This window comes from Mycobacterium avium subsp. avium (genome assembly GCF_009741445.1).
Taxonomy (GTDB): Bacteria; Actinomycetota; Actinomycetes; order Mycobacteriales; family Mycobacteriaceae; genus Mycobacterium; species Mycobacterium avium.
In genome coordinates this window covers 3,495,417-3,517,681 of record NZ_CP046507.1, presented here as the reverse complement: position 1 = coordinate 3,517,681, position 22,265 = coordinate 3,495,417, and the positions used below count along the sequence as shown (strand labels likewise).

The 22,265-nt window shown below is 70.1% G+C and carries 20 protein-coding genes and 1 pseudogene; 12 read left to right on the top strand and 9 right to left on the bottom strand.

All coding sequences use genetic code 11. From position 1 onward, the window contains the following. Positions 1-5: 5 nt before the first annotated feature. From MAA44156_RS16205 to MAA44156_RS16185, 5 genes are all read right to left on the bottom strand, one after another. The gene (locus MAA44156_RS16205; RefSeq protein WP_181023015.1) at positions 6-1,586 is read right to left on the bottom strand and encodes a phytoene desaturase family protein; all 1,581 of its coding nucleotides are present in this window, start codon (positions 1,584-1,586) and stop codon (positions 6-8) included. Then, entirely contained in the window at positions 1,583-1,846 is a 264-nt protein-coding gene (locus MAA44156_RS16200; RefSeq protein ID WP_003872893.1) for a DUF2630 family protein, read from the bottom strand. The genes MAA44156_RS16205 and MAA44156_RS16200 overlap by 4 nt, the downstream gene beginning before the upstream one ends. 99 nt (positions 1,847-1,945) lie before the next feature. After that, positions 1,946-3,283: a sensor histidine kinase gene (locus MAA44156_RS16195; RefSeq protein ID WP_009975147.1), complete on the bottom strand. Its 1,338-nt coding sequence runs from the start codon at positions 3,281-3,283 to the stop codon at positions 1,946-1,948. A gap of 15 nt (positions 3,284-3,298) precedes the next feature. Beyond that, entirely contained in the window at positions 3,299-4,009 is a 711-nt protein-coding gene (gene prrA, locus MAA44156_RS16190) for a two-component system response regulator PrrA (RefSeq protein ID WP_024637144.1), read from the bottom strand. After that, the gene (locus MAA44156_RS16185) at positions 4,006-5,280 is read right to left on the bottom strand and encodes an MFS transporter (protein WP_023880303.1); all 1,275 of its coding nucleotides are present in this window, start codon (positions 5,278-5,280) and stop codon (positions 4,006-4,008) included. The genes prrA and MAA44156_RS16185 overlap by 4 nt, the downstream gene beginning before the upstream one ends. A 157-nt stretch (positions 5,281-5,437) precedes the next feature. Between MAA44156_RS16185 and MAA44156_RS16180 the strand changes: the two genes are divergently transcribed. Together MAA44156_RS16180 and MAA44156_RS16175 are read left to right on the top strand one after the other, a co-directional pair. After that, positions 5,438-6,628 (top strand): glycosyltransferase family 4 protein, encoded by a 1,191-nt coding sequence (locus MAA44156_RS16180; RefSeq protein WP_009975150.1) that lies wholly within the window; start codon positions 5,438-5,440, stop codon positions 6,626-6,628. After that, positions 6,625-8,745, top strand: a complete 2,121-nt coding sequence (locus MAA44156_RS16175; protein WP_009975152.1) for an amylo-alpha-1,6-glucosidase — start codon at positions 6,625-6,627, stop codon at positions 8,743-8,745. The genes MAA44156_RS16180 and MAA44156_RS16175 overlap by 4 nt, the downstream gene beginning before the upstream one ends. Before the next feature lie 6 nt (positions 8,746-8,751). Here the strand turns inward: MAA44156_RS16175 and MAA44156_RS16170 are convergent, their stop codons facing one another. From MAA44156_RS16170 to MAA44156_RS16165, 3 genes and pseudogenes are all read right to left on the bottom strand, one after another. Continuing rightward, a complete protein-coding gene (locus MAA44156_RS16170) occupies positions 8,752-8,946 on the bottom strand; it encodes a 2-polyprenyl-6-methoxyphenol hydroxylase (protein WP_009975154.1) in 195 nt (64 codons plus the stop codon). Between the two features lie 109 nt (positions 8,947-9,055). Continuing rightward, a pseudogene (locus MAA44156_RS23625) lies at positions 9,056-9,178 on the bottom strand (FAD-dependent monooxygenase); the annotation flags it as partial. Positions 9,179-9,242: 64 nt separating this feature from the next. After that, positions 9,243-10,715 (bottom strand): carboxyl transferase domain-containing protein, encoded by a 1,473-nt coding sequence (locus tag MAA44156_RS16165; RefSeq protein ID WP_003877357.1) that lies wholly within the window; start codon positions 10,713-10,715, stop codon positions 9,243-9,245. A gap of 27 nt (positions 10,716-10,742) precedes the next feature. On the opposite strand from MAA44156_RS16165, the gene MAA44156_RS16160 reads away from it, so the two are divergent. The 9 genes from MAA44156_RS16160 to MAA44156_RS16120 all read left to right on the top strand — a co-directional run bounded on the left by MAA44156_RS16160 (position 10,743) and on the right by MAA44156_RS16120 (position 20,797). Beyond that, entirely contained in the window at positions 10,743-11,474 is a 732-nt protein-coding gene (locus MAA44156_RS16160) for an enoyl-CoA hydratase (protein WP_009975158.1), read from the top strand. Between the two features lie 2 nt (positions 11,475-11,476). Then, positions 11,477-12,589, top strand: a complete 1,113-nt coding sequence (locus tag MAA44156_RS16155) for an MBL fold metallo-hydrolase (protein ID WP_029248390.1) — start codon at positions 11,477-11,479, stop codon at positions 12,587-12,589. A 29-nt stretch (positions 12,590-12,618) separates the two neighbouring features. Beyond that, positions 12,619-14,205, top strand: a complete 1,587-nt coding sequence (locus MAA44156_RS16150) for a serine hydrolase (protein WP_009975161.1) — start codon at positions 12,619-12,621, stop codon at positions 14,203-14,205. Further along, on the top strand, positions 14,202-16,574 hold the full coding sequence (locus MAA44156_RS16145; RefSeq protein ID WP_009975162.1) for a cation-translocating P-type ATPase: 2,373 nt from the start codon (positions 14,202-14,204) through the stop codon (positions 16,572-16,574). Before MAA44156_RS16150 ends, MAA44156_RS16145 begins: the two co-directional genes overlap by 4 nt. A gap of 61 nt (positions 16,575-16,635) precedes the next feature. Then, positions 16,636-16,824, top strand: a complete 189-nt coding sequence (locus MAA44156_RS16140; RefSeq protein ID WP_003872881.1) for an antitoxin — start codon at positions 16,636-16,638, stop codon at positions 16,822-16,824. A 3-nt stretch (positions 16,825-16,827) separates the two neighbouring features. Then, the gene (locus MAA44156_RS16135) at positions 16,828-17,289 is read left to right on the top strand and encodes a type II toxin-antitoxin system Rv0910 family toxin (protein ID WP_009975163.1); all 462 of its coding nucleotides are present in this window, start codon (positions 16,828-16,830) and stop codon (positions 17,287-17,289) included. A gap of 68 nt (positions 17,290-17,357) precedes the next feature. Continuing rightward, the gene (locus MAA44156_RS16130; RefSeq protein WP_023880080.1) at positions 17,358-17,792 is read left to right on the top strand and encodes a hypothetical protein; all 435 of its coding nucleotides are present in this window, start codon (positions 17,358-17,360) and stop codon (positions 17,790-17,792) included. A gap of 995 nt (positions 17,793-18,787) precedes the next feature. After that, the gene (locus tag MAA44156_RS16125) at positions 18,788-20,371 is read left to right on the top strand and encodes a glycoside hydrolase family 183 protein (RefSeq protein WP_003872878.1); all 1,584 of its coding nucleotides are present in this window, start codon (positions 18,788-18,790) and stop codon (positions 20,369-20,371) included. Between the two features lie 39 nt (positions 20,372-20,410). Continuing rightward, positions 20,411-20,797: a hypothetical protein gene (locus MAA44156_RS16120; protein ID WP_009975165.1), complete on the top strand. Its 387-nt coding sequence runs from the start codon at positions 20,411-20,413 to the stop codon at positions 20,795-20,797. Between the two features lie 34 nt (positions 20,798-20,831). On the opposite strand, the gene MAA44156_RS23620 is transcribed toward MAA44156_RS16120, so the two are convergent. Further along, positions 20,832-21,050 (bottom strand): hypothetical protein, encoded by a 219-nt coding sequence (locus MAA44156_RS23620; RefSeq protein ID WP_016705560.1) that lies wholly within the window; start codon positions 21,048-21,050, stop codon positions 20,832-20,834. A 532-nt stretch (positions 21,051-21,582) separates the two neighbouring features. Between MAA44156_RS23620 and MAA44156_RS23615 the strand changes: the two genes are divergently transcribed. Continuing rightward, complete coding sequence (locus MAA44156_RS23615) at positions 21,583-21,921, top strand: hypothetical protein (protein ID WP_009975166.1); 339 nt, start codon at positions 21,583-21,585, stop codon at positions 21,919-21,921. The last annotated feature ends 344 nt before the right edge of the window (positions 21,922-22,265 follow it).

Sequence of the window (22,265 nt, the reverse complement as noted above, 5' to 3'; positions counted from 1 at the left end):
CCCGCTCACCGGGAGGACAGGGAGGACAGCACCGCCATCGCGGCGTTGTGGCCGCCGATGCCCGACACCGCCCCGCCGCGCCGGGCGCCCGAGCCGCACAACATGATTCGTTCGTGAGCGGTGGCCACGCCCCATTGCCGCGCCGGGGTGTCCAGCGGGTCGTCGTCGTCGGCGAACGGCCAGTCCAGGCCGCCGTGGAAGATGTTGCCGCCACTCATGTTCAGGGTGCGTTCCAGGTCCGCGGTGGTGGTGGTCTCGATGCACGGACGGCCCCGCGCATCGGTCAGCAACAGCTCTTGAATCGGTTCGGCCAGAACGGAATTCAGTGAGGCCAGCACCCGGTCGGTGAGCCGGCCGCGCAGCGTGTCGGGGTCGGCGCCGCGCGCCAGCGCGTGCGGGGTGTGCAGGCCGAACACCGTCATCGTGTGGGCGCCCGCGGCGCGCAGGTCGTCCGACAGGATGCTGGGGTCGGCCAGCGAATGGCAATACGCCTCGCACGGCAACGGATTCGGGACCTGCCCCGCGGCGGCCCGGGCGTAGGCGGTGTCCAGCTGGGTCCAGGTTTCGTTGACGTGGAACGTCCCGGCGAAGGCCTGCTCGGGGGTGACGCCGCCGTCGGCCAAGCGGGGCAGCCGCCGCAGCGCCATGTTCACCTTGACCTGCGCGCCGGCGGCCGCCGGTGCGGGGTGTTGGCCGAGCAGGCCGGCCAGCACCGTCGGGGTCACCCCGGCAAGCACGAACCGGGCCCGAACCACGTGCTCGTCGTCGCCGCTGCGATAACGTACCGCGCCGCTCGGGTCGACGGCGAAAACCTCTGCGCCGGTGAGGATTTCGGCGCCGTGTCGGACGGCGGCGGTGGCCAGGGCGGTGGTCAGCGCGCCCATCCCGCCGACCGGGACGTCCCAGTCGCCGGTGCCGCCGCCCAGCACGTGATAGAGGAAGCAGACGTTCTGCGTCAGCGACGGGTCGTCGAGGCGGGCGAACGTGCCGATCAGCGCGTCGGTGGCGATCACCCCGCGAACCAGGTCGTTGCCCACCGCATCGGCGATGGCGGCGCCGATCGGCTCCTCGACCAGGGCCCGCCAGGCGGCCCGCGCGCCGGCACCGCCGCCGTCGACCACATGCCGGCGCGCGTGCCGGCGGCTGCGCAGCGGTTCGAGCAGCGTCGGCCACAGCCGTTCGGTCACCAGCCGGCAGCGTCGGTAGAACGCGGCGAACCCGGGCGCGTCCCCGGCGGCACCGACGGCGGCGAACGGGTTGCCGGGCGCGCCGATCAGCAACCCGCGGGCGCCGCCGGTCGCGGGGTCGGGCGTGTACGAGGAAAACCGCCGCCGGGCCAGCCGCACCCGCGCGCCCAGGTCGTCGATGATGCGTGGCGGCAGCAGACTGACCAGATAGGAGTAGCGCGACACCCGCACCCCGACACCGTCGAAGGCGTGCGCCGACACGGCCGCGCCGCCGACTTGCCCCAGCCGTTCCAGCAGCCGCACCCGAAGGCCCGCCCGGGCCAGGTACGCGGCCGCGACCAGGCCGTTGTGGCCGCCACCGATGACCACCGCGTCGACTGTTACCGGCCGGCCGCTCAGCTCAGGTAGCCCTCGACCTCGTCGGGCGGGCGGACCTGGGCCTCGCGCGGGTCGCCGCCGCTTTCCCGCAGGGCCCGGCGTTGCCGAAGCAGATCCCAGCACTGGTCGAGTTCGACCTCGACCCGCCGCAGGCGGTCATGTTCTTCGGAGGTGTCGATGTCACCGCGCTGCAGCTGGGCCCGCAACGTTTTCTCCTGGGCCACCAGGTCGCGGATGCGCGCCAGGGTGTCGTTTTCGCTCGGTTTACTGCCGTCGGTCATCGTTCCAGTGTGCCCGACTCGGCAGGGGCTAACCGCCCGCCGACCGCCGTGCGCCGAACCGCAAGCGCGGGTGAGGATTTCACCGGACGGCCGGCGTGGCTAGCTGGGCCCGGGCAGGCGCAGGACCAGCCGGGCACCGCCCAGCGGGCTGTTTTCTAGCGCGGCCGTCCCGCCGTGCAGCTGGGCCTGCTGGGCCACCAGCGCCAATCCCAGGCCCGACCCGGACTGCGAGGCCGTCGATCCGCGGGAGAACCGATCGAACACCACCTGCCGCTCGTCCTCGGGTACCCCGCTGCCGTTGTCGTCGACGGCGATCTCGACCCCGGCCCGGGAGCTGACCGCCGACAGCTGCACCCGGGTGGCGCCGCCGTGCTTGACGGCGTTGGCGATCGCGTTGTCCACGGCCAGCCGCAATCCGGCCGGCAGCCCGACGATGATGCAGGTGGGGGAGGGCACCAGCGAAACGTCGAGGCCGGGGTAGATGCGCATGGCGTCGTGGGCGGCGCGGTCGAGCAGCTCGGTGATGTCAACCGGCACATGGTCCTCGGACGTCGACAGCTCGCCCTGGGCCAGCCGCTCGAGGGCGGTCAGGGTGGCCTCGATGCGCGACTGCGTGCGGATGACGTCGCCCAGCACCTCTTTGCGTTGCTCGTCGGGCATGTCCAGGGTGGACAGCACTTCGAGGTTGGTGCGCATCGCGGTCAGCGGACTGCGCAGCTCGTGGGCGGTCACCGCCGAGAAGTCGCGGGCCGACGCCAGCGCCTCCTTGGTGCGGTCCTGCTCCTTCCAGATGCGTTGCAGCATGCCGCGCATCGCCTCGGCGATCTCGACGGCCTCGCTGGCGCCGCGCACCGCCACCTGCGGCCGCTCGTCGGCGTCGATCGAGCGGGCCTGCTGGGCCAACCGCTTGAACGGCCGCACCGCGAAAGCCGCCAGCAGCCAAGCGAATACCGCCGCCGCGCCGATCGACAGCGCGCAGATCAGGATCACCCGCCGATGCAGGTTGTTGGTCTGGGCGATGGTGTCGTCGTACGTCGCGCCCACCTCCACCGTCGCCGGCTGGGGCGTGCGGACCTCCACCGTGCGCACCCGGTAGCGCACCCCGTCGATGTAGGTGTCGGCGTAGCCCTCTTCCATCGGCGGCAGCGTGACATCCGAGTTGGACTTGACCTGCCCGTCGCGGCGCACCGTGATGACGGTGTCCTGGTCCTTGGGCGATCGCGGGATCTCGTTGAGCCCGCGGGGCAGGAAGGGAATCGCGAAGCCGGCCGTCTCGTCCAGCCGGCGATCGAGGCGCTCCCGCCACGCGCTGGTGATGCCGAACCACACCACCGCGCCGGCGATGACCACCACGATGGCGGTGCCGATGGCCGTCGCGACCGCGACCCGGGCCCGCAGCGACGGCGTGCGGGTCACGATCCGGGACAACAACTTCATGGCCGCTCGACCCGATTACTGCATGCGCAGCACGAATCCCACTCCGCGGACGGTGTGCAGCAGCCGGGGCCCGCCGTTGGCCTCGAGCTTGCGGCGCAGGTATCCGATGAACACGTCGACGACGTTGGTGTCGGCGGCGAAGTCATAGCCCCACACCAGCTCCAGCAGTTGTGCGCGGGACAGCACGGCGGTCTTGTGCTCGGCCAGGACCGCCAGCAGGTCGAACTCCCGCTTGGTCAAATCGACGTCGACGCCGTTGACCCGGGCGCGGCGGCCGGGGATGTCGACCTCCAGCGGACCCACCGTGATGGTTTCCGACGAGGAGGTGGCGGTGGCGCCGCGGCGGCGCAGCAGCGCCTTGACCCGCGCGACCAGCTCGGCCAGCACGAACGGCTTGACCAGGTAGTCGTCGGCCCCGGCCTCCAGGCCCGCCACCCGGTCGTCGACCGAGCTGCGGGCCGACAGCACGCAGACGGGGACGTCGTTGTCCATGGCGCGCAGCGCGGTGACGACGCTGACGCCGTCCAGCACCGGCATGTTGATGTCGAGCACGATCGCGTCCGGGCGTGTCTCGGTGGCGCTGCGCAGCGCCTCGGCGCCGTCGACCGCGGTGGACACCTCGAATCCGGACAGTCGCAGGCCACGTTCCAGCGACGCGAGCACATCGGAGTCGTCGTCGACGACCAAGACCCGCGGTGAGCTAGCTGCTGTGTCCATGCCGCCTATTTTGCCTGATTGTCGGCCGTGGCTGTGGGAGGAGCACCGGCCCGGTCGGATGGCGCGGCGGGCAACCGGGCCGCGCGGCGCAGCATCGGGGCGAACGCGACCCAGATGATCAGCGCGCCCAGCGACAGCCCGGCCAGCAACAAGAAGGCGGCGCGGAAACCCAGATGTTGGGCGACGGCCCCGCCCAGCACCGGGCTGAGGGCGCCGCCCAACCCCTGGGCGGCCATGACGGCGCCCTGACCGACGTTGATGTGGCCGGTGCCGTCCAGGATGCGGGCCACCAGGCCCGGCACCGCCACCGACAGCATGCCGGCGCCGATGCCGTCGAGCACCTGCACCGGGATCACCCCCCAGCTGGTGATGACGCTGGCGGCGAGCACACCGCGGACCGGCAGCGCGGTCAGCGCGATCAGGATCGCGGGCCAATAGCCGCGCGTCGCCGCGATTCTCATGGCGAGCAGCGAGGCGGGGACCATCACGGCCTGGGCGACGACGACGGTGCTGGCCACGGTGGTGAACGGGTTGGCGTGGGTAGCGACGACGGCCAGGCCGTACAGCGGCAGCATCGCCGCGTTGCCCAGGTGGAAGAGCACCATGGCCGCCGCGAGCACCAGCAGCGGGCGGGACCGCGCCAGCACCCGCATCGCCTTGACCGGGGCCTCGCCGGCGGCCCGCGCCTCGCCGCGGGCGACGTGGTGGTCGATGTCGCCGGCCGGGATGGCCAGCACCGCCGCGATGGTCGCGACCGCGAAACCCGCAGCGAGCCAGAAGATTCCGGCGTAGCCGAACACCCAGCCGGCCACCCCGCCGAGGGCGGCGCCCGCCATGTTGCCGGCATGGTTGTAGGCCTGGTTGCGACCGTTCTGCCGGGTGAACGCGGCCTGGCCGACCACCCCGAGGGTGATGCCGACCATCGCGGGGGCGATCGTCGCCCCGGAGATGCACATGACGGCCTGCGCGGTGGCGACCGTCCAGAACTGCCGGGAGGTCAGGATCACCGCCGAGGCGGCGACGGCGGCCAGCCCGACGACGATGACGCAGCCGCGTTTGTGCCGGGTGGCGTCGACGAGTGCACCCGCGGGGGCCACCGTGACCATGCCGACGATCGCGCCCAGCGTCATCGCCGCGCCGATGGCGCCCGTGGTCCAGCCGCGGCTTTGCAGCAGCACGCCCAGGAACGGGCCCATGCCGGCCTCCATGTCGGCCATGAAGAAGTGCACGGCCTGCAGCGCGACCCGGTCCCGGTTGCAGGCCCGCGGCGTCGCCGTCATGCGATCACGCATGCCTTGATTGTGGCGAACGGTCCGGCGGCTGATAACTGCGCCACACCCCAACCCCCTTGGCGGAACACACTTTAACGGTCATAATTAGCACTCGACGGATTGGAGTGCTAACGCGTGTGATGGAGTCGTAAGGAGGAAAACGTCAATGCGCGGCGCTGATTTCGTGTTGCCGACCGATGTCCCGGAAGCCGGCCGACCGCTGCGGATCGTGCTCGTCGCCCCGCCGTATTTCGACGTCCCGCCGGACGGGTACGGCGGCGTGGAGGCCGTCGTGGCCGATCTCGCCGACATGCTGGTGGCCCGCGGACACCAGGTCACCCTGCTCGGCGCCGGCGAACCGGGCACGGCGGCCAGGTTCATCCCGCTGTGGGACCGGACCGTGCCCGAGCGGCTGGGTGAGCCCTACCCCGAGATCATGCACGCGCTGAAGGTGCGCAGCGCCATCACCCGGATCGCCAAAGAGGACGGCGTCGACATCGTGCACGACCACACCTTTGCCGGGCCGATGAACGCCCCGATCTACCAGGGGCTGGGCGTGCCCACGGTGGTCACCGTGCACGGCCCGATCGACGACGACCTGCATCCCTACTACCGCGAGCTCAGTGGTGACGTCGGCCTGGTGGCCATCAGCGACCGTCAGCGGCAGCTGGCTCCGGAGCTGAATTGGGTTGGCCGCGTACACAATGCGCTGCGCATCGACGAGTGGCCGTTCGAGACCGAAAAGCATGACTACGCACTGTTTTTGGGCCGGTATGCGCCGTACAAGGGTGCGCACCTGGCGCTGCGGGCCGCGCACGAGGCCGGCATCCCGCTGGTACTGGCCGGCAAATGCAGTGAGCCGTCGGAAAAGGAGTACTTCGAGGACTGCGTGCGGCCGCTGCTCACCGACAACGACCACGTGTTCGGCGAGGCCGACGCGGTCAGCAAGCGAAAGCTGTTGTCGCGCGCCCGTTGCCTGCTGTTCCCGATCCAGTGGGAGGAGCCGTTCGGCATCGTGATGATCGAGGCGATGGTCTGTGGTACGCCCGTCGTCGCCCTGCGCGGCGGCGCGGTCTCGGAGGTGGTCGCCGACGGGGTCACGGGCGTGGTCTGCGATCACCCGGACGAACTGCCCGGGGCCATCGCCCGGGCCCAGACCCTGGACCCGCACGCATGCCGGCGCCACGTCGCCGCGAATTTCGCTGTGGCACAGTTCGGTTCGGCGTACGAAGCCATCTACCGCAACGTGCTGCAGCATGCGACGGCGGCGCCGCGCCGGATGCGCAGCACCGGCCTGGTGGAATCGATCGAAACCGGAAGGCGCGCCTGCGACTTCAGGCAGAAGGCACCGGCATGAGCGTGGCGACGGCCTTCAACGGCGGCGCGCCGGCGCAGATCGGGTCCGGCGGCGACGCCGTGACCCTGGTCGAGGGTGGAACGTTCTGCCTGTCCAACCGGCACGGCGACGTGCCGGTCGGCACCTCCTACGGCCTGTTCTTCCGGGACGCGCGGGTGCTGTCCCGGTGGGAGCTGCGGGTGGACGGCCAAGTCGCCGAGGCGTTGTCGGTGGAGGCGACGGAGGCGTTCGCCGCCCAGTTCATCCTGCGCCGGGCACCGCGGTCGGGACTCGCCGACAGCACCCTGTTGATCGTGCGCGAGCGCTTGGTCGCCGACGGGCTGCGGGAAACCATTTCGCTGCACAACCTCGACAAGGAAAGCACGGTGGTGTCCCTGGAGCTGCACGCCGACGCCGACTTCGCCGACCTGTTCGCGGTGAAGGAGGGGCGGGCGGCCACGGCCGGGGCCGACATGCACGTCGCCGACGGGGAACTGGTGTTGCGGGGCCGCGCCGACCAGGTGCGCGGCCTGGCCGTGTCGGCCAGCGGCGACCCGATCGTATTGCCCGGCTCGCTGAATTGGCGGGTGGTGGTTCCGCCGGGGGGCCGCTGGCAGACCGAGGTCATGGTCCAGCCGACGTGGTCGAATCGCAAGGTGCGGACCCGCATTCCGCGTGGCAAGGACATCGAGTCCAGCGCGCCGGCCCGCAAGATCGAGAGATGGCGGGACACCGCGACCACGGTCGAGACCGACCACGCCGGGCTGGCGCAGGTGTTGCGGCAGACCGAAAGTGACTTGGGCGCCTTGCTGATTCACGACGCCGACGGCCGGGGCCGGCCGTACGTCGCCGCCGGTGCGCCGTGGTTCATGACGTTGTTCGGCCGGGACAGCCTGCTGACCGCGTGGATGACCCTGCCGCTGGACGTGGGGCTCTCGATCGGCACGCTGCAGCGGCTGGCGGCCCTGCAGGGGCGGCGCGTCGACGCCCTCACCGAGGAGGAGCCGGGCCGCATCATGCACGAGATCCGCCGCGGACCGGCCAGCGCGGACGTGTTGGGCGGCAGCGTCTATTACGGCACGGCCGACGCCACCCCGCTGTTCGTCATGCTGCTGGCCGAGAGCTGGCGGTGGGGCGCCGACGAGGCGGTCATCCGGTCGTTGCTGCCCGCGGCCGACGCCGCGCTCGCTTGGGCGGAGCAGTACGGGGACCGCGACGGCGACGGTTTCGTCGAATACCGGCGCGCCACCGACCGCGGCCTGATCAACCAGGGCTGGAAGGACAGCTTCAACGGCATCAACGACGCCAAGGGCCGGGTCGCGGAACCGCCGATCGCGCTGTGCGAGGTGCAGGGCTACGTCTACGCCGCGCTGCTCGCGCGGGCCGAACTCGCCGAGGGCATGGGCGAATTGGCGCAGGCGGCGCAGCTTCGTGAGCGTGCGCAGGCGTTGCGGACCCGATTCGGCGAGGCGTTCTGGCTGCCCGACCGCGGCTGGTATGCCGTCGCCCTGGACGGGCGCAAGGACCGCGTCGACGCGTTGACGAGCAACGTCGGCCACTGCCTGTGGACGGGCATCGCCACCGACGAGCATGCGGCCGCCATCGTGGAACGGTTGGCCGGCGAGGCGATGGACTCGGGATTCGGGCTGCGCACCCTGGCCACCACCATGGGCGCGTACAACCCGATGAGCTACCACAACGGCTCGGTGTGGCCGCACGACACCGCCATCACGGTGTCCGGCTTGCTGCGCTACGGGCACATCCCGGGAGCACTGGCTCTGGCCGAGCGTCTGGCGACGGGCCTCCTCGATGCGGCAGCGGCGTTCGGCGGGCGGCTGCCCGAATTGTTCTGCGGCTTCCCGCGTTCCCAGTTCGCCTCGCCGGTGCCCTATCCCACGTCGTGTTCGCCGCAAGCGTGGGCCAGCGCCGCGCCGCTGCTGTTGCTGCGGTCGTTTCTGGGACTCGACCCGCACGTGCCGAACCGCGCCCTGACGGTGACGCCGCACCTGCCGGCGGAGTGGGGCCGGATCGCGTTGTCCAACCTGCGCCTCGGCGCCACCACCGTGCAGCTCGAAGCCGAGGGCGAGACGGTCAAGGTGCAGGGCCTGGGCGACGATTGGCAGCTGGTGACGCCGTAGCGCGGCTCACCGGTGACCCAGGCCGCTCAACTGGACGGCCAGCCGTCGCTGCACGCCCGGAATGCCTGCGGCCAAACACATTCCGGCGTTGCGCAGGGGCCGCAGCGGGCGCGGCAGCGTCGCGACGCGGGTGAGGCGCCCGGTGAGCCGCAGCACCCGCTCGGCGCGTTGCCGCTGGGCGTCTCCGTACGCGTCGAGCACGGTGTCCGGCCCGCCCCGGGCGATCTGCGCCAGCGCCGCGGCGAGCGAAATGGCATCGGTGATACCGAAGCTTCATGCCCTGCCCGCCGGCGGGGCTGTGCACGTGGGCGGCGTCGCCGGCGAGCAGCGCCGAACCGCTGCCGCGACGATCCAGCGCTACCTGGGGTTGGCTTAGGCGGCCGGCCCGCGTTTCGTCGCCGGCCCGCGTTGCGTCGAGACTTAAACCACGCACACCCGGCCCGGCGTGTCGTGTGCATGGTTTAAGTGTCGCGGGCGGCGAGGCGACTGATCGACAGTCAGGGCAAGCCGACGCGCCGGTAGCGCCGCAACCGGGCGGCCAGCCGCTCGTCGGCGGGTATCTCGCGCAGCGCAGCCACCTCGGCGGCGACGGCGAGCGCCAACCGTCGCGCGAACTCGACCGGCTCGTCGGCGGCATCGGGATGCTCGGGCACGATCACGTCGACGATGCCCGACGCCAGCAGATCGCGCGACCGGATGCCTTGTGCCGCAGCCAGTTCCGCGGCGTGGTCGGTGTCGCGGAAGACGATCGCGCTGGCGCCCTCCGGCGGCAGCGGGGCCAGCCAGCCGTGCAGCGCGGCCAGCACCCGGTCGGCGGGCACCATCGCCAGCGCCGGCCCGCCGCTGCCCTGCCCCAGCAGCACCGACACCGTCGGGGTGTCCAGGGTGACCAGCTCGGCCAGACACTGGGCGATCTGGCCGGCCAGCCCGCCCTGTTCAGCCTCGGCCGACAACGCCGGCCCCGCGGTGTCGATCACCAGCACCAGCGGCAGCCGCAGTTCCGCGGCCAGCGCCATGCCGCGGCGGGCCTCGCGCAGCGACGCGGGGCCCACCAACCCGCCGGTCAGGCGCTGCTGGCCGAGCACCACCACGGGCTGGCCGGCAAACCGGGCCAGCGCCAACAGTGTGGTCGCCGCCTCGCCCTGGCCGGTCCCCGACAACAGCACGGGGTCGGTGGCGCCGTGCCGCAGCAACAGCCGCACACCCGGGCGGTCCGGACGTCGCGAGGCGACCACCGAGTCCCACGCCGCGACGTCGGGTATCGGCTCGGGCGGCGGCGGCGCGGCCAGCGGCTCGGGGGCGTCGGCGATGACGGTCATCGCGCGGTCCAGCGTGCGGCGCAGCTCGTCGAGCGGGACGACGCCGTCGATCACCCCGTGCCGCTGCAGGTTCTCCGCGGTCTGGACGCCCTCGGGGAACGGCTCGCCGTAGAGCTGCTGGTAGACCCGCGGGCCCAGGAAGCCGATCAGCGCGCCCGGCTCGGCGACCGTGACATGACCCAGCGAACCCCACGACGCGAACACCCCGCCGGTGGTCGGATTGCGCAGATAAACCAGGTAGGGCAGGTGCGCCTGCTTGTGCAGGCGGACGGCCGCCGCGATCTTCACCATCTGCAGGAACGCGACCGTGCCCTCCTGCATCCGGGTGCCGCCCGAGCTCGGCGAGGCCAGCAGCGGCAGCCCCTCGGCCGTCGCCCGCTGCACCGCGGCGGTGATCCGTTCGGCCGCGGCCACCCCGATCGAGCCGCCGAGAAAGCCGAACTCGCACACCACCACCGCGACCCGGCGACCGAAGATGCGGCCCTCGCCGGTCAGCACCGACTCGTCGAGACCCGTCGCGGCGCGGGCGTCAGCCAGCTCTTGCGCGTAGGCCGCGCTGACCGGCACGGCCAGCGGCTCGCTGTCCCAGCGGAGGAAGGAATTTTCGTCCAGCACCGCATCGCGTAGTTGACCAGCCGTGATACGACTCACGAGACGAGGCTATATAGGGTGGCTGCCATGATCGGTGTTACCCGGGCCGAAGCCGTTTTGACCATCGAGCTGCAGCGCCCCGAGCGCCGCAACGCCCTGAACTCCCAGCTCGTCGAGGAGCTGCGGGAGGCCGTGCTGAAGGCGGGCGACGGCTCCACCCGCGCGATCGTGCTGACCGGCCAGGGCACGGTGTTCTGCGCCGGCGCCGACCTGAGCGGCGACGCGTTCGCCGCGGACTACCCCGACCGGCTGATCGAGTTGCACAAGGTGCTGGACGCCACGCCGATTCCGGTGATCGGCGCCATCAACGGCCCGGCCATCGGCGCCGGGCTGCAACTGGCCATGCAATGCGACCTGCGGGTCGTGTCGCCGGACGCGTTCTTCCAGTTCCCGACGTCGAAATACGGCCTGGCCCTTGACAACTGGAGCATCCGGCGGCTGTCGACACTGGTCGGCCACGGGCGGGCGCGGGCCATGCTGCTGGCCGCGGAGAAGCTGACCGCCGACGTGGCGCTGCAGACCGGGATGGCCAACCGCATCGGGACGCTGGCCGACGCGCAGGCCTGGGCCGCCGAGATCGCGGGCCTCGCGCCGCTGGCCATCGCGCACGCCAAGCGGGTGCTCAACGACGACGGCGCCATCGAAGAGGCCTGGCCGGTGCACAAGGAACTGTTCGACAAGGCCTGGGGCAGCCAGGACGTCATCGAAGCCCAGGTCGCCCGAATAGAGAAGCGGCCGCCGAAGTTCCAGGGGGCCTGACGATCATGCGGGGGACGCTTCGGCTGGTCGCCGGGACGGCGTCGCTGGCGGCCGGCGGTTGGCTGGTGCGCGCCCTGCACGGCGCCCCGGACGCCCTGGGCGCCGACCCCGCGTCCATCGCGGCCGTGACGTCCGGCTCGCCGCACTTCCGCGACGGCGCCTTCGTCAACCTCGAGCCCGCCTCCGAAATCAAGATGGACCGCGAGCAGCTGCGGCTGATCGCGTGGGAGCTGATCGCGAACCGGGGCGGCAGCCGTCCGCCGGCGGCGATCCCGCTGGCCTCACCGGGGGTCGTCGACGCCGACCCCAGCCGGTTGGCGGTCAGCTGGTTCGGCCACTCGACGGCGCTGCTGGAAATCGACGGGTACCGGGTGCTCACCGATCCGGTGTGGAGCGAGCGGTGTTCGCCGTCCGACATCGTGGGGCCGCAACGGCTGCATCCGCCGCCGATCCAACTCGAAGGGCTGCCCGCCGTCGATGCGGTGGTGATCAGCCACGACCACTACGACCACCTCGACATCGACACCGTCCGGGCGCTGGCCCGCACCCAGCGCGCCCCGTTTTTCGTGCCGCTGGGTGTCGGCGCCCACCTGCGCCGGTGGGGGATACCTGAGCAGCGCATCGTCGAGCTCGACTGGCACCAGAGCGGCAAGGTCGACGAGCTGACCGTGACCTGCGTGCCGGCGCGGCACTTCTCGGGACGCTTCCTGGACCGCAATACCACGCTGTGGGCGTCGTGGGCGTTGGCCGGCCCGACCCATCGCGCCTACTTCGGCGGCGACACCGGCTACACCAAGACCTTCGCCCAGACCGGCGCCGAGCACGGGCCGTTCGACCTGACCCTGCTGCCCATCGGGGCCTACAACACGGCCTGGCCGGACGTCCACATGAACCCCGAGGAAGCGGTGCGGGCACACCGGGACGTCACCAACGACGGACTGCTGGTGCCGATCCACTGGGGCACCTTCCGATTGGCGCCGCACCCGTGGGCCGAACCCGTTGAGCGCCTGCTCGCCGCCGCCGAGCCGGCGAAGGTGAAGGTGGCGGTGCCGGTCCCCGGTCAGCGCATCGATCCCGCGGCCCCGCAGAAACCCGACCCGTGGTGGCGGCTCTGAATCTGCCGTCGCCGCGTTAGTGTTCGCGCATGAGCAAACGCGCGGCGGTCCTGACGGCGGTGCTGCTCGGGTTGACCGGATGCGGCTCCGCGCAGCAACCGGCCGGCGCGCCGCCGCGACCGTCCGACGTCTCGCCCAACCAGGTGTCCGCCCTGGCGATCCCGGCCGGCCGTATCGACGAGGCCGTGGCGAAGGTGGACGGCCTCGTTGCCGACCTGATGAGAAGCAGCGGCATCCCCGGGATGGCCGTGGCCATCGTGCATGGCGGGAAGGTGTTGTACGCCAAGGGATTCGGCGTCAAGGATGTGACCAGCGGGCAGGGCCGGGACAACGCGGTGGACACCGACACCGTCTTCCAGCTGGCGTCGGTGTCCAAATCGGTGGGTGCGACGGTGGTCGCACACGAAGTCAGCGACCACGTCGTGGGGTGGGACACGCCCGTGGTTTCCACGCTGCCGTGGTTCGCGCTCGGCGACCCCTACGTCACCGGCCATGTCACCGTCGGCGATCTGTACTCGCACCGCTCCGGGCTGCCCGATCATGCGGGCGACAAACTCGAAGATCTGGGCTATGGCCGTCGGCAGATCTGCGAGCGACTCAGGTTGCTGCCGCTGCGGCCTTTCCGAAACAGCTACGCCTACACCAACTATGGGATCACCGCCGCCGCCGAGGCGGTGGCGGCCGCGGCCGGCAAAACCTGGGAAGAGCTCTCCGACGAGGTACTCTACCGCCCGTTGGGAATGACGTCGACCAGCTCGCGGTTCGCCGACTTCCTCGCCCGGCCCAACCGCGCGGTCAACCACATCAAGATCGGCGACAGCTGGCAGGCCCGTTTCCAGCGAAACCCGGACGCCCAGTCACCGGCGGGCGGGGTGAGCTCGTCGGTGCGCGACATGGCCCGCTGGCTGATGATGTTGCTGGACAACGGAACCCACGACGGCCAGCACATCGCATCGCCGGAGGCGCTGCTGCCCGCCCTGAGCCCGCAAGTGGTGTCCGCCCCCGCGACCACACCGAAGGCGCGCACCGGATTCTACGGATACGGCTTCAACACCTCGGTGGATGCCTCGGGCCGCACCGAATACAGCCATTCCGGCGCCTTCGATCTGGGCGCAGCCACCAATTTCGTCGTGCTGCCGTCGGAGGACCTGGCGATCATCGCGTTGACCAACGCCGCGCCCTACGGCATCCCGGAGACGCTGACCGCCGAATTCATGGACCTCGTGCAGTACGGCCAGATCCGCGAGGACTGGGCCGCCCTGTACCGGAAAGCCATTGGCTGGCTGAACAATCCGCTGGGTTCGCTGGTGGGCAAGCAGCCGCCGTCCGCCCCGGCGCCGGCCAGGCCGCTGCGCGACTACACCGGCGTCTACGCCAACGACTACTGGGGTCCGGCCGTAATCACCGAGCACGACGGCGCCCTGCAGTTGACGATGGGCCCGCAACACCGGACCGCCACCCTCACACACTGGGACGGCGACACCTTCACCTTCCCGCTGACCGGCGAAAACGCCCCGCCCGGAACCGTTTCCACGGCCACGTTTACCGGTTCGCCGGCGGCCAGGCTCAACCTGGAGTACTACGACACCGACCAGCTGGGGACGTTCACCCGATGAACACAGGCCTGACCGACGCCGAGGTGGCCCAGCGGGTCGCGCACGGCCAGAGCAACGCGGTGCGGCAGCGCGCGACGCGCAGCATCACCGACATCGTCCGGGCCAACGTGTTCACCCGGATCAACGCGATCCTGGGGGTGTTGCTGCTCATCGTGCTCGCCACCGGCTCGGTGATCAACGGCATGTTCGGCCTGCTGATCATCGCCAACAGCGTCGTCGGCATGGTCCAGGAAATCCGGGCCAAGCAGACGCTGGACAAGCTGGCCATCGTCGGGCAGGCAAAACCCATGGTGCGCAGGCAATCCGGCACTCACGCTCTGCCTCCCGACGAGGTGGTGCTCGACGACATCATCGAACTCGGGCCCGGCGATCAGGTCGTGGTCGACGGCGAGATCGTGGAAGAGGCCAACCTGGAGGTCGACGAGTCGCTGCTGACCGGCGAGGCCGACCCGATCGCAAAGGCCGTCGGAGATTCGGTGATGTCGGGCAGTTTCGTCGTCGCCGGCACCGGCGCCTACCGGGCCACCAGGGTCGGCTCGCAGGCCTACGCCGCCAGGCTGGCCGAGGAGGCCAGCAAGTTCACCCTGGTGAAATCCGAACTGCGCAACGGCATCAACCGCATCCTGCAGTTCATCACCTACCTGCTGGTGCCGGCCGGCCTGTTGACGATCTACACCCAGCTGTTCACCACGCACGCCGGCTGGCAGAAGTCCGTGCTGCGGACCGTGGGCGCCCTGGTGCCCATGGTGCCCGAAGGGCTCGTGCTGTTGACGTCGGTGGCCTTCGCGGTCGGGGTGGTGCGGCTGGGCCAGCGCCGGTGCCTGGTGCAGGAGCTGCCGGCCATCGAAGGTCTCGCCCGCGTCGACGTGGTGTGTGCGGACAAGACGGGCACGTTGACAGAGAGCGGGATGCGGGTCGCGCGCGTCGACGAGCTGGACGGGTCCGGGCACGATCGGATCGCCGACGTGCTGGCCGCGCTGGCCGCCGCCGACCCGCGGCCCAACGCGAGCATGCGCGCGATCGCCCAGACCTATTCCCGGCCGCCCGGCTGGACCGTCACGGCGACAGCACCTTTCAAGTCGGCCACCAAATGGAGCGGGGTGTCGTTCGCCGGTCACGGCGATTGGGTGATGGGTGCGCCGGACGTACTGCTCGATTCGTGTTCGGCGGCGGCCGGGCAGGCCGAACGGCTCGGGGCGCAGGGGCTGCGGGTGCTGCTGCTGGGTGCCGCCGACCGGGCCGTCGACCATCCCGACGCCCCGGGCCCGATCACCCCGGTGGCGCTGGTGGTGCTCGAACAGAAGGTCCGCCCCGACGCCCGCGAGACCTTGGATTACTTTGCGGATCAAGGTGTTTCGGTCAAGGTGCTGTCGGGTGACAACGCCGTCTCGGTCGGCGCCGTGGCCGGTGAACTGGGGCTGCACGGCGAAACGCTGGACGCCCGCCAATTACCTTCGGACCTGGCGCAATTGGCGGACATGCTGGACACCTACACCACCTTCGGTCGGGTGCGCCCCGACCAGAAGCGCGCCATCGTGCACGCCCTGCAATCGCACGGGCACACCGTGGCGATGACCGGCGACGGCGTCAACGACGTGCTGGCGCTCAAGGATGCCGACATCGGCGTGGCGATGGGCGCCGGCAGCCCCGCCTCTCGCGCGGTTGCCCAGATCGTGCTGCTGGACAACAGGTTTGCCACCCTGCCGTATGTCGTCGGTGAGGGCCGACGGGTCATCGGCAACATCGAACGCGTCGCCAACCTGTTCCTCACCAAGACGGTCTACTCCGTGCTGCTGGCGCTGCTGGTCGGCCTCGAGTGCCTGTTCGCCAAGGCGCTCAAGGCCGATCCGCTGCTGTACCCGTTCCAGCCGATCCACGTCACCGTGGCGGCGTGGTTCACCATCGGCATCCCGTCGTTCATCCTGTCGCTGGCCCCCAACAACGAGCGCGCCCACCCGGGCTTCGTGCGACGGGTGCTCAGCTCGGCGCTGCCGTCGGGCCTGATCGTCGGAGCGGCCACCTTCGCCTCGTACCTGGTGGCCTATCACGGCCGGCACGCCACCTTCCAGCAACAGGATCAGGCCTCGACCGCGGCCCTGATCACCCTGCTGGTGACGGCGCTGTGGGTGCTCGCGGTGGTGGCCCGGCCCTACCAGTGGTGGCGGGTGGCGCTGGTGATCGCGTCGGGCCTGGCCTATGTGGTGATCTTCAGTCTGCCGCTGGCCCGCAAGGCGTTCCTGTTGGATCCGTCCAATGTCGTGGTGACCTCGTCCGCGCTGGGCATCGGTGTGCTGGGCGCCGCCGCGATCGAGGCCGCCTGGTGGATCCGGGCCAAAGCGCTGGGTGTGCGGCCGCGGGTGTGGCGCTGAGCACAGCGAACTCAGCTCCGTCGGCGGCGGGCAGTACGATGCCGGGGAAAGGGAGGGCGTAATGGGATTCCTGGACAAGGCCAAGGACCTGTTGTCGCAGAACGCCGACAAGGTCGAGATGGCCATCGACAAGGCCGGCGAGTTCGTCGACGAGAAGACGCAGGGCAAGTACTCCGACACCATCCACCAGGTGCAGGAGCAGGCCAAGAAGGCCACCGGCGCCACCGAGACCGGCGACCAGCAGGGCTGAGCCGTGGCCAAGCTATCCGGATCCATCGATGTCCCGCTGCCCCCCGAGGTGGCCTGGCAGCACGCCTCCGACCTGTCCCGGTACAAGGAGTGGCTGACCATTCACCGGGTGTGGCGCAGCACCTTGCCCGACCAGAACGACAAGGGCACCGTCGTCGAGTCGATCGTCGAGGTCAAGGGCATGCTCAACCGGATCAAATGGACGGTGGTGCGCTACAAGCCACCGGAGGGCATGACGCTCAACGGCGACGGCGTCGGCGGGGTCAAGGTCAAGCTGATGGCCAAGGTGCAGCCCAAGGCGGACGGTTCCGTCGTCAGCTTCGACGTGCACCTCGGCGGTCCGGCGCTGTTCGGGCCCATCGGCATGATCGTCGCGGCCGCGCTGCGCGGCGACATCGACCAGTCGCTGGAGAACTTCGTCACGGTGTTCGCCCGATCGGATCCGAGCACCAACGGTCATCGCTGATCGCGGGCGCCACGCTGGGGACGACGTTCACTGCCGGGGCCGACGCCGCAGTCGGCTAGTCTCGCACCATGACTCGCCGACTGCGCCCCGGTTGGCTGGTGGCCCTTTGCGCCGTGCTGATTTCGGCCAGCGCGTGGCTGCCGTGGCTGCGGACGACGGTCAACGGCGGGGGCTGGGCGAACGCCATCGGAGGCGCCCACGGCAACCTGGAACTGCCGCGGGGCTTCGGCGCGGGGCAGCTCATCGTGCTGCTGGCCTCGACGTTGCTGGTGGCCGGCGCCATGATGGGCCGCGGCTTGTCGGTGAAGGTGGCTTCCGTTGCGGCGCTGCTGATTTCGCTGCTGATCGTGGCGCTCACGGTGTGGTACTACAAGCTCAACGTCAATCCGCCGGTGTCGGCCGAATACGGCCTCTACGTCGGCGCGGGCGGCGCGGCCTGCGCCGTCGCGTGCTCGATGGTGGCCATGATCGCGGTCCTGGTCTCCGGCCGGTCGCGCCGCTGAGCCGTCAGGCCGACGGGAACTCGTGGTCTGCGGGCTTTTCCCGCTCCGGTAGGGGTGGTGGTCGTCCTCGGGCGGGGTGGACAGGAATGTGGCGACGATCGTCATGCTCGGCTGCCTTCGCCCAAGGATTGCTCCGTTGGCGATGCGAGCAAAATCGTCGGGGTTAGCGCCGATAATCGGCCGACCGCTCGACCCGTGCATAGCCCGAACGCTACCCCCGGGCGGCGCCGTTGTTGAGGCCTAGCGGCGAGCCGGTGTGCTCGGTGGGGATTCGAGAGGGTGGGAAAAGGGCGGCCCCGTCGGCTCTCGGGCTGAACCGACGGGACCTAGACGGGCGCGAAGGCCGGCCGACGCGCTCGTCTCTGATGGATCATTGCCGCCGATCATGGTCGACAAACATGATGACCCAATCTCTTTGAGTGTGCCACGACGCCGGCGCCCCGTTGGGTTAACGACGATTCGTGTTTCGGCGAGGCGCCGGAAACCGTCGAGCATGCCCGCGACGGGAAGCCTGAGCTGCGACGATGTGGTGCGCTTGTACCGATGCGGAGCCGGTGGCGATCCGATGGGGTCACGCCGCGTCTCGGCGCCGCATCCGTCTGCGACGCGGGCGGGCACACGCGGGCGCCGGCCGCGCGTTCGGCAGCCGTCCAGCAAACTGTGCGACCGACGCGGGCCCGGCGCCGGGCGGGCGACCGCCGAGCGACGAAGTGCCCACCTTCTAGCGACAAACCGGCGGCCGGCGGGGCGGGCGGACGCGCCGCCGATGGGGCCCATCCTGGCACCGCTCACCGCATCGCCCGGACACCCGGCCACTCCGCTGTTGGCGAACGCTGAAAGACTCGTCACCTGCGTGGATCTACCGCTGAGTTAATGGCTAAACCTGCGTCGCGGCCGGGGAGCCGACGCATTGCGACACGGTCACGGATGCATACCTATCAGCTCATCACTGGTCACATTTGCCCCGCTGCTCACTATCGTCACAGGAGCCAAGTATGGACGTCAACGCGGTGTCCAACCCCCTCGAAAGGTGTTACATGTCGGCGTTTCTGCGAAGTGTGTCGCTATCGATGGCGTCGGCGGCCGCTGTCGGATTCGTCCTCGTGGTGGGACCCGCGCCAACCGCGAACGCCACACCGTGTGGGGCTCCCGAAGCCAACGTGGACCCGCCCGCCGCGCCGCCGGCGATGCCCGCACCGCAGCCGGTTGTGCAGCCGCCGACCGGCCGCAGGCCCACCCACACCAACGACCAGGCGCCGCTGCCCAAGCTGGGTCCGCTGATCTCGTCCTTGCTCAAGCCGAGCGCACCGGGCCGGCAGTACTCCGCACCGGTGCACCCGCGGGCCGAGGGGCCCGGGCCCGACCCGTCCGCACCGATGTATCCGCAAGCCGAGGTGTTGCCGCCGGGACCCAACCCGCCCACACCCGGCGGGGCGGTACCGCCGAATGCCAACCAGCTGCGCCCGAACGCCGCCCCGATGCCGCAGCCGCAGCCTCAGCCGCAACCCGCGCCGGGTCCGCCGCCCCCGTCGATCGCGGGCGCCCCGACGTCGCTGGTCGACTGGGTGACCGGACCCAACGGCCCGAACAAGACCCTGCAACGTTTCAGTATCTCCGGCACCGATCTCGGGATCGCTTGGGACAACGGCGATCCCGCCAACCGCCAGGTGCTGATGGCCTTCGGCGACACCTTCGGCTACTGCAAGGTGCACGGCCAGCAATGGCGCTACAACACGCTGTTCCGCAGCAACGATCACGACCTTTCGCACGGAATCCACATCGCCGACGGCGTGCCCAACGACAGGTACTCCGGCTCACCGGTGTGGGCGCCCGGGCTTTCCAAACAGGTCGTCAACACCATCCACAAGGCGGCGCACGAGACCGGCATCATTCCCACGTCGGGCATGTCGATGGGCAGAACCCAATACATGAGCTACATGTCCATCCGCCAGTGGGGCCGTGACGGCGAATGGTCGACCAACTACTCGGCGATCGCGCGGTCCACCGACAACGGCCAGAACTGGGGGATCTTCCCGACCTCGATTCGCACGGCGTCGCCGGATGCCATTCCGGGAGCCGGGTTTACGCCCGGCAACGAGAACTTCCAGATGGGCGCGTTCCTCAAGGGCAACGACGGCTACATCTACCAGTTCGGGACGCCCTCGGGGCGCGGCGGGGCGGCATTCTTGTCCCGCGTTCCGCCGAACCAATTGCCCGACCTGACCAAGTACCAATACTGGAACGGCGACAACGGTGGGCACTGGGTGGCAAACAACCCCGGTGCGGCGACGCCGATCTTCCCCGGCCCGGTGGGCGAGATGTCGGCCCAGTACAACAGTTATCTCAAGCAATACCTGGTGCTTTACACCGACGGCGGCAGCAACGACGTCGTGGCGCGGACCGCGCCGACCCCGCAGGGGCCGTGGAGTCCCGAGCAGCCGTTGGTGTCCTCGTTCCAAATGCCCGGTGGCATCTACGCGCCGATGATCCATCCCTGGTCCTCGGGGCGAGACCTGTACTTCAACCTGTCGCTGTGGTCGGCATACGACGTGATGTTGATGCACACCGTTCTGCCGTAGAGCTGTCCCGTCCGGTGGCCGAGTGAGAGGAGCGCGACGATGATCGCCTTGGAGTATCACGACGACAGTTGCGGCCTGGCCGACCCGCTCACTCCGCTCGCCGCGGCGGCGCTGCCCGACGACGTGCCCACCTCGTCGGCGGCAGACGTCACCGGGTGCCGGGACGACGACGGTGCGGAGGGCCACACGGTGTTCGACGGTCACCGCCCGGATTTCTGGACCATGGGCAGGCCAGGGCTGCGCGACATCGAGGTGTGCATCGAGAGCACCCGCGCGGACGGCGCGATCAGCCTGGGCCTGGTGGTCAACGGCCTGGATTGCAGTGGTGTTCCGATTGACCAGGCGCTTTCGCTCGCAGACGCCCGGGGGGATGCGGGCGTCTGCGGCGTCAGCTGCCGGGGAGGCGGGCACCTCAAGGCCAGTTAGGCCGCGGCGGAACGCATTTGGTGCGACGTCGCCGTCACGGCGGGGGCAACGGGATCCACCGCTTGCCGTCCGTCGTCCATCCGCACGGCAGGTAGTTCCAGTGCGCGGGCGGGCCGAAATCGAAACTCAGGCACTTCGGTGCCAGGGGTGGCGGGGTCGGCGACGGCGGTGCCGGCTGGTTCTCGGCGTGAGCAGTGGCCCCGCTGAGAGTCAAGGCCCCAACGGCGATCAGTGTCGCGACTAGCTTCCGCATCGCAGGCCCGGCAGGTGTCATGCCCGACGAGGCGACGGCCGCTACGTTTCTTCCCGCACACGCACCTCACCGATGGTAGTCCTGTTTCCCGCGGTTGGTGGGACGTGAAGTGCTTCAGACCCCCGGCTGTTGGGCGGCGGGCGGCCGGGCGAATTAACCACTTCCGCCGCCGGCAAACGATTTCCAGGATCGCCACGACGTCGCCGCAAGCCGGTCTGCGGAGCTCGCTCGTTCAGCGCCCCGGCTCAACATGGCTGCGGTGCAGCCGCGCGATCAGGTCGGGCGGCCACAACTGCGTCACCCGGTCTCGATATCTGGCGAGGTCGTCGGCGGTCATCAGCTCGCGTGCGGCGCCGGAGCTGCCCGGCGGAAAACGCCGTGCCGAGTTGGTCCGTGAGGGCCCTTCTACGCGATGGAACTCCTTGTGACGGAACGGATTACGTCTTCGTGTTACGGCGCTGGTCTAACATCGGCTGCGCCGCCCATCGGCCTTAGGTAAACCAGGCATCGTCGCAGTAGTGGATTGCATCATGTGGCGCGATGCGCGCTCAGTCTGTCGGTGTCCGGTGAGAGCATCGGGGATATGGAGGAGGAGTTTGAGCTACCCGACGGCCGGAAGGTGCGGTCCACCCAGCGGGCGCTGGAGAACCTTGAGGATCATGATGACTGCCCGTTCTGCTTGGGCCGGGCCGCGGCGCACCGCGGTGACGGCAATGATTCAAACCCGTTCCCCGAGGTCGACTTTCCACCAGGCTCGGCGCAGCGGTACGAAGACGACCACTGGCTCTGGGGCATGGGTCACTCCGTCGGTTCCACGGAACCAGGCGGACTTCTGTGGTTCGAGGAGCCGAACCGTGGTCATGACGCATAAAGCACCACGATTCGCCAAAGGGGGGATGCTGGGCCGATCGGCCGGCTGGCGATTTCGATTTGCTGTGCTTGTTATGTTTAGAGGCGTGAGCACGGTACATCGCAGGGCGCGGGACTCGGTGGAGACACCGTAGCCCCTGTCCGCCCTCACCCGGGGGTAGCGGGCAGGGGCTCAGTCCCCCGGAGGTTTTGCCTTGTCCCGCACCGATGCCCACGTTCCGCTCTGGGTGCGTCTCGCCCGTGGCGATCTTGACGCCGAAGCGCAGCACGCGTTCGATCACGCCGTTTGTGATCTTCCCGAGCGACCCCCTTCCCGGTGGGAAGGCTGGTTGCCAGCGACTCGGT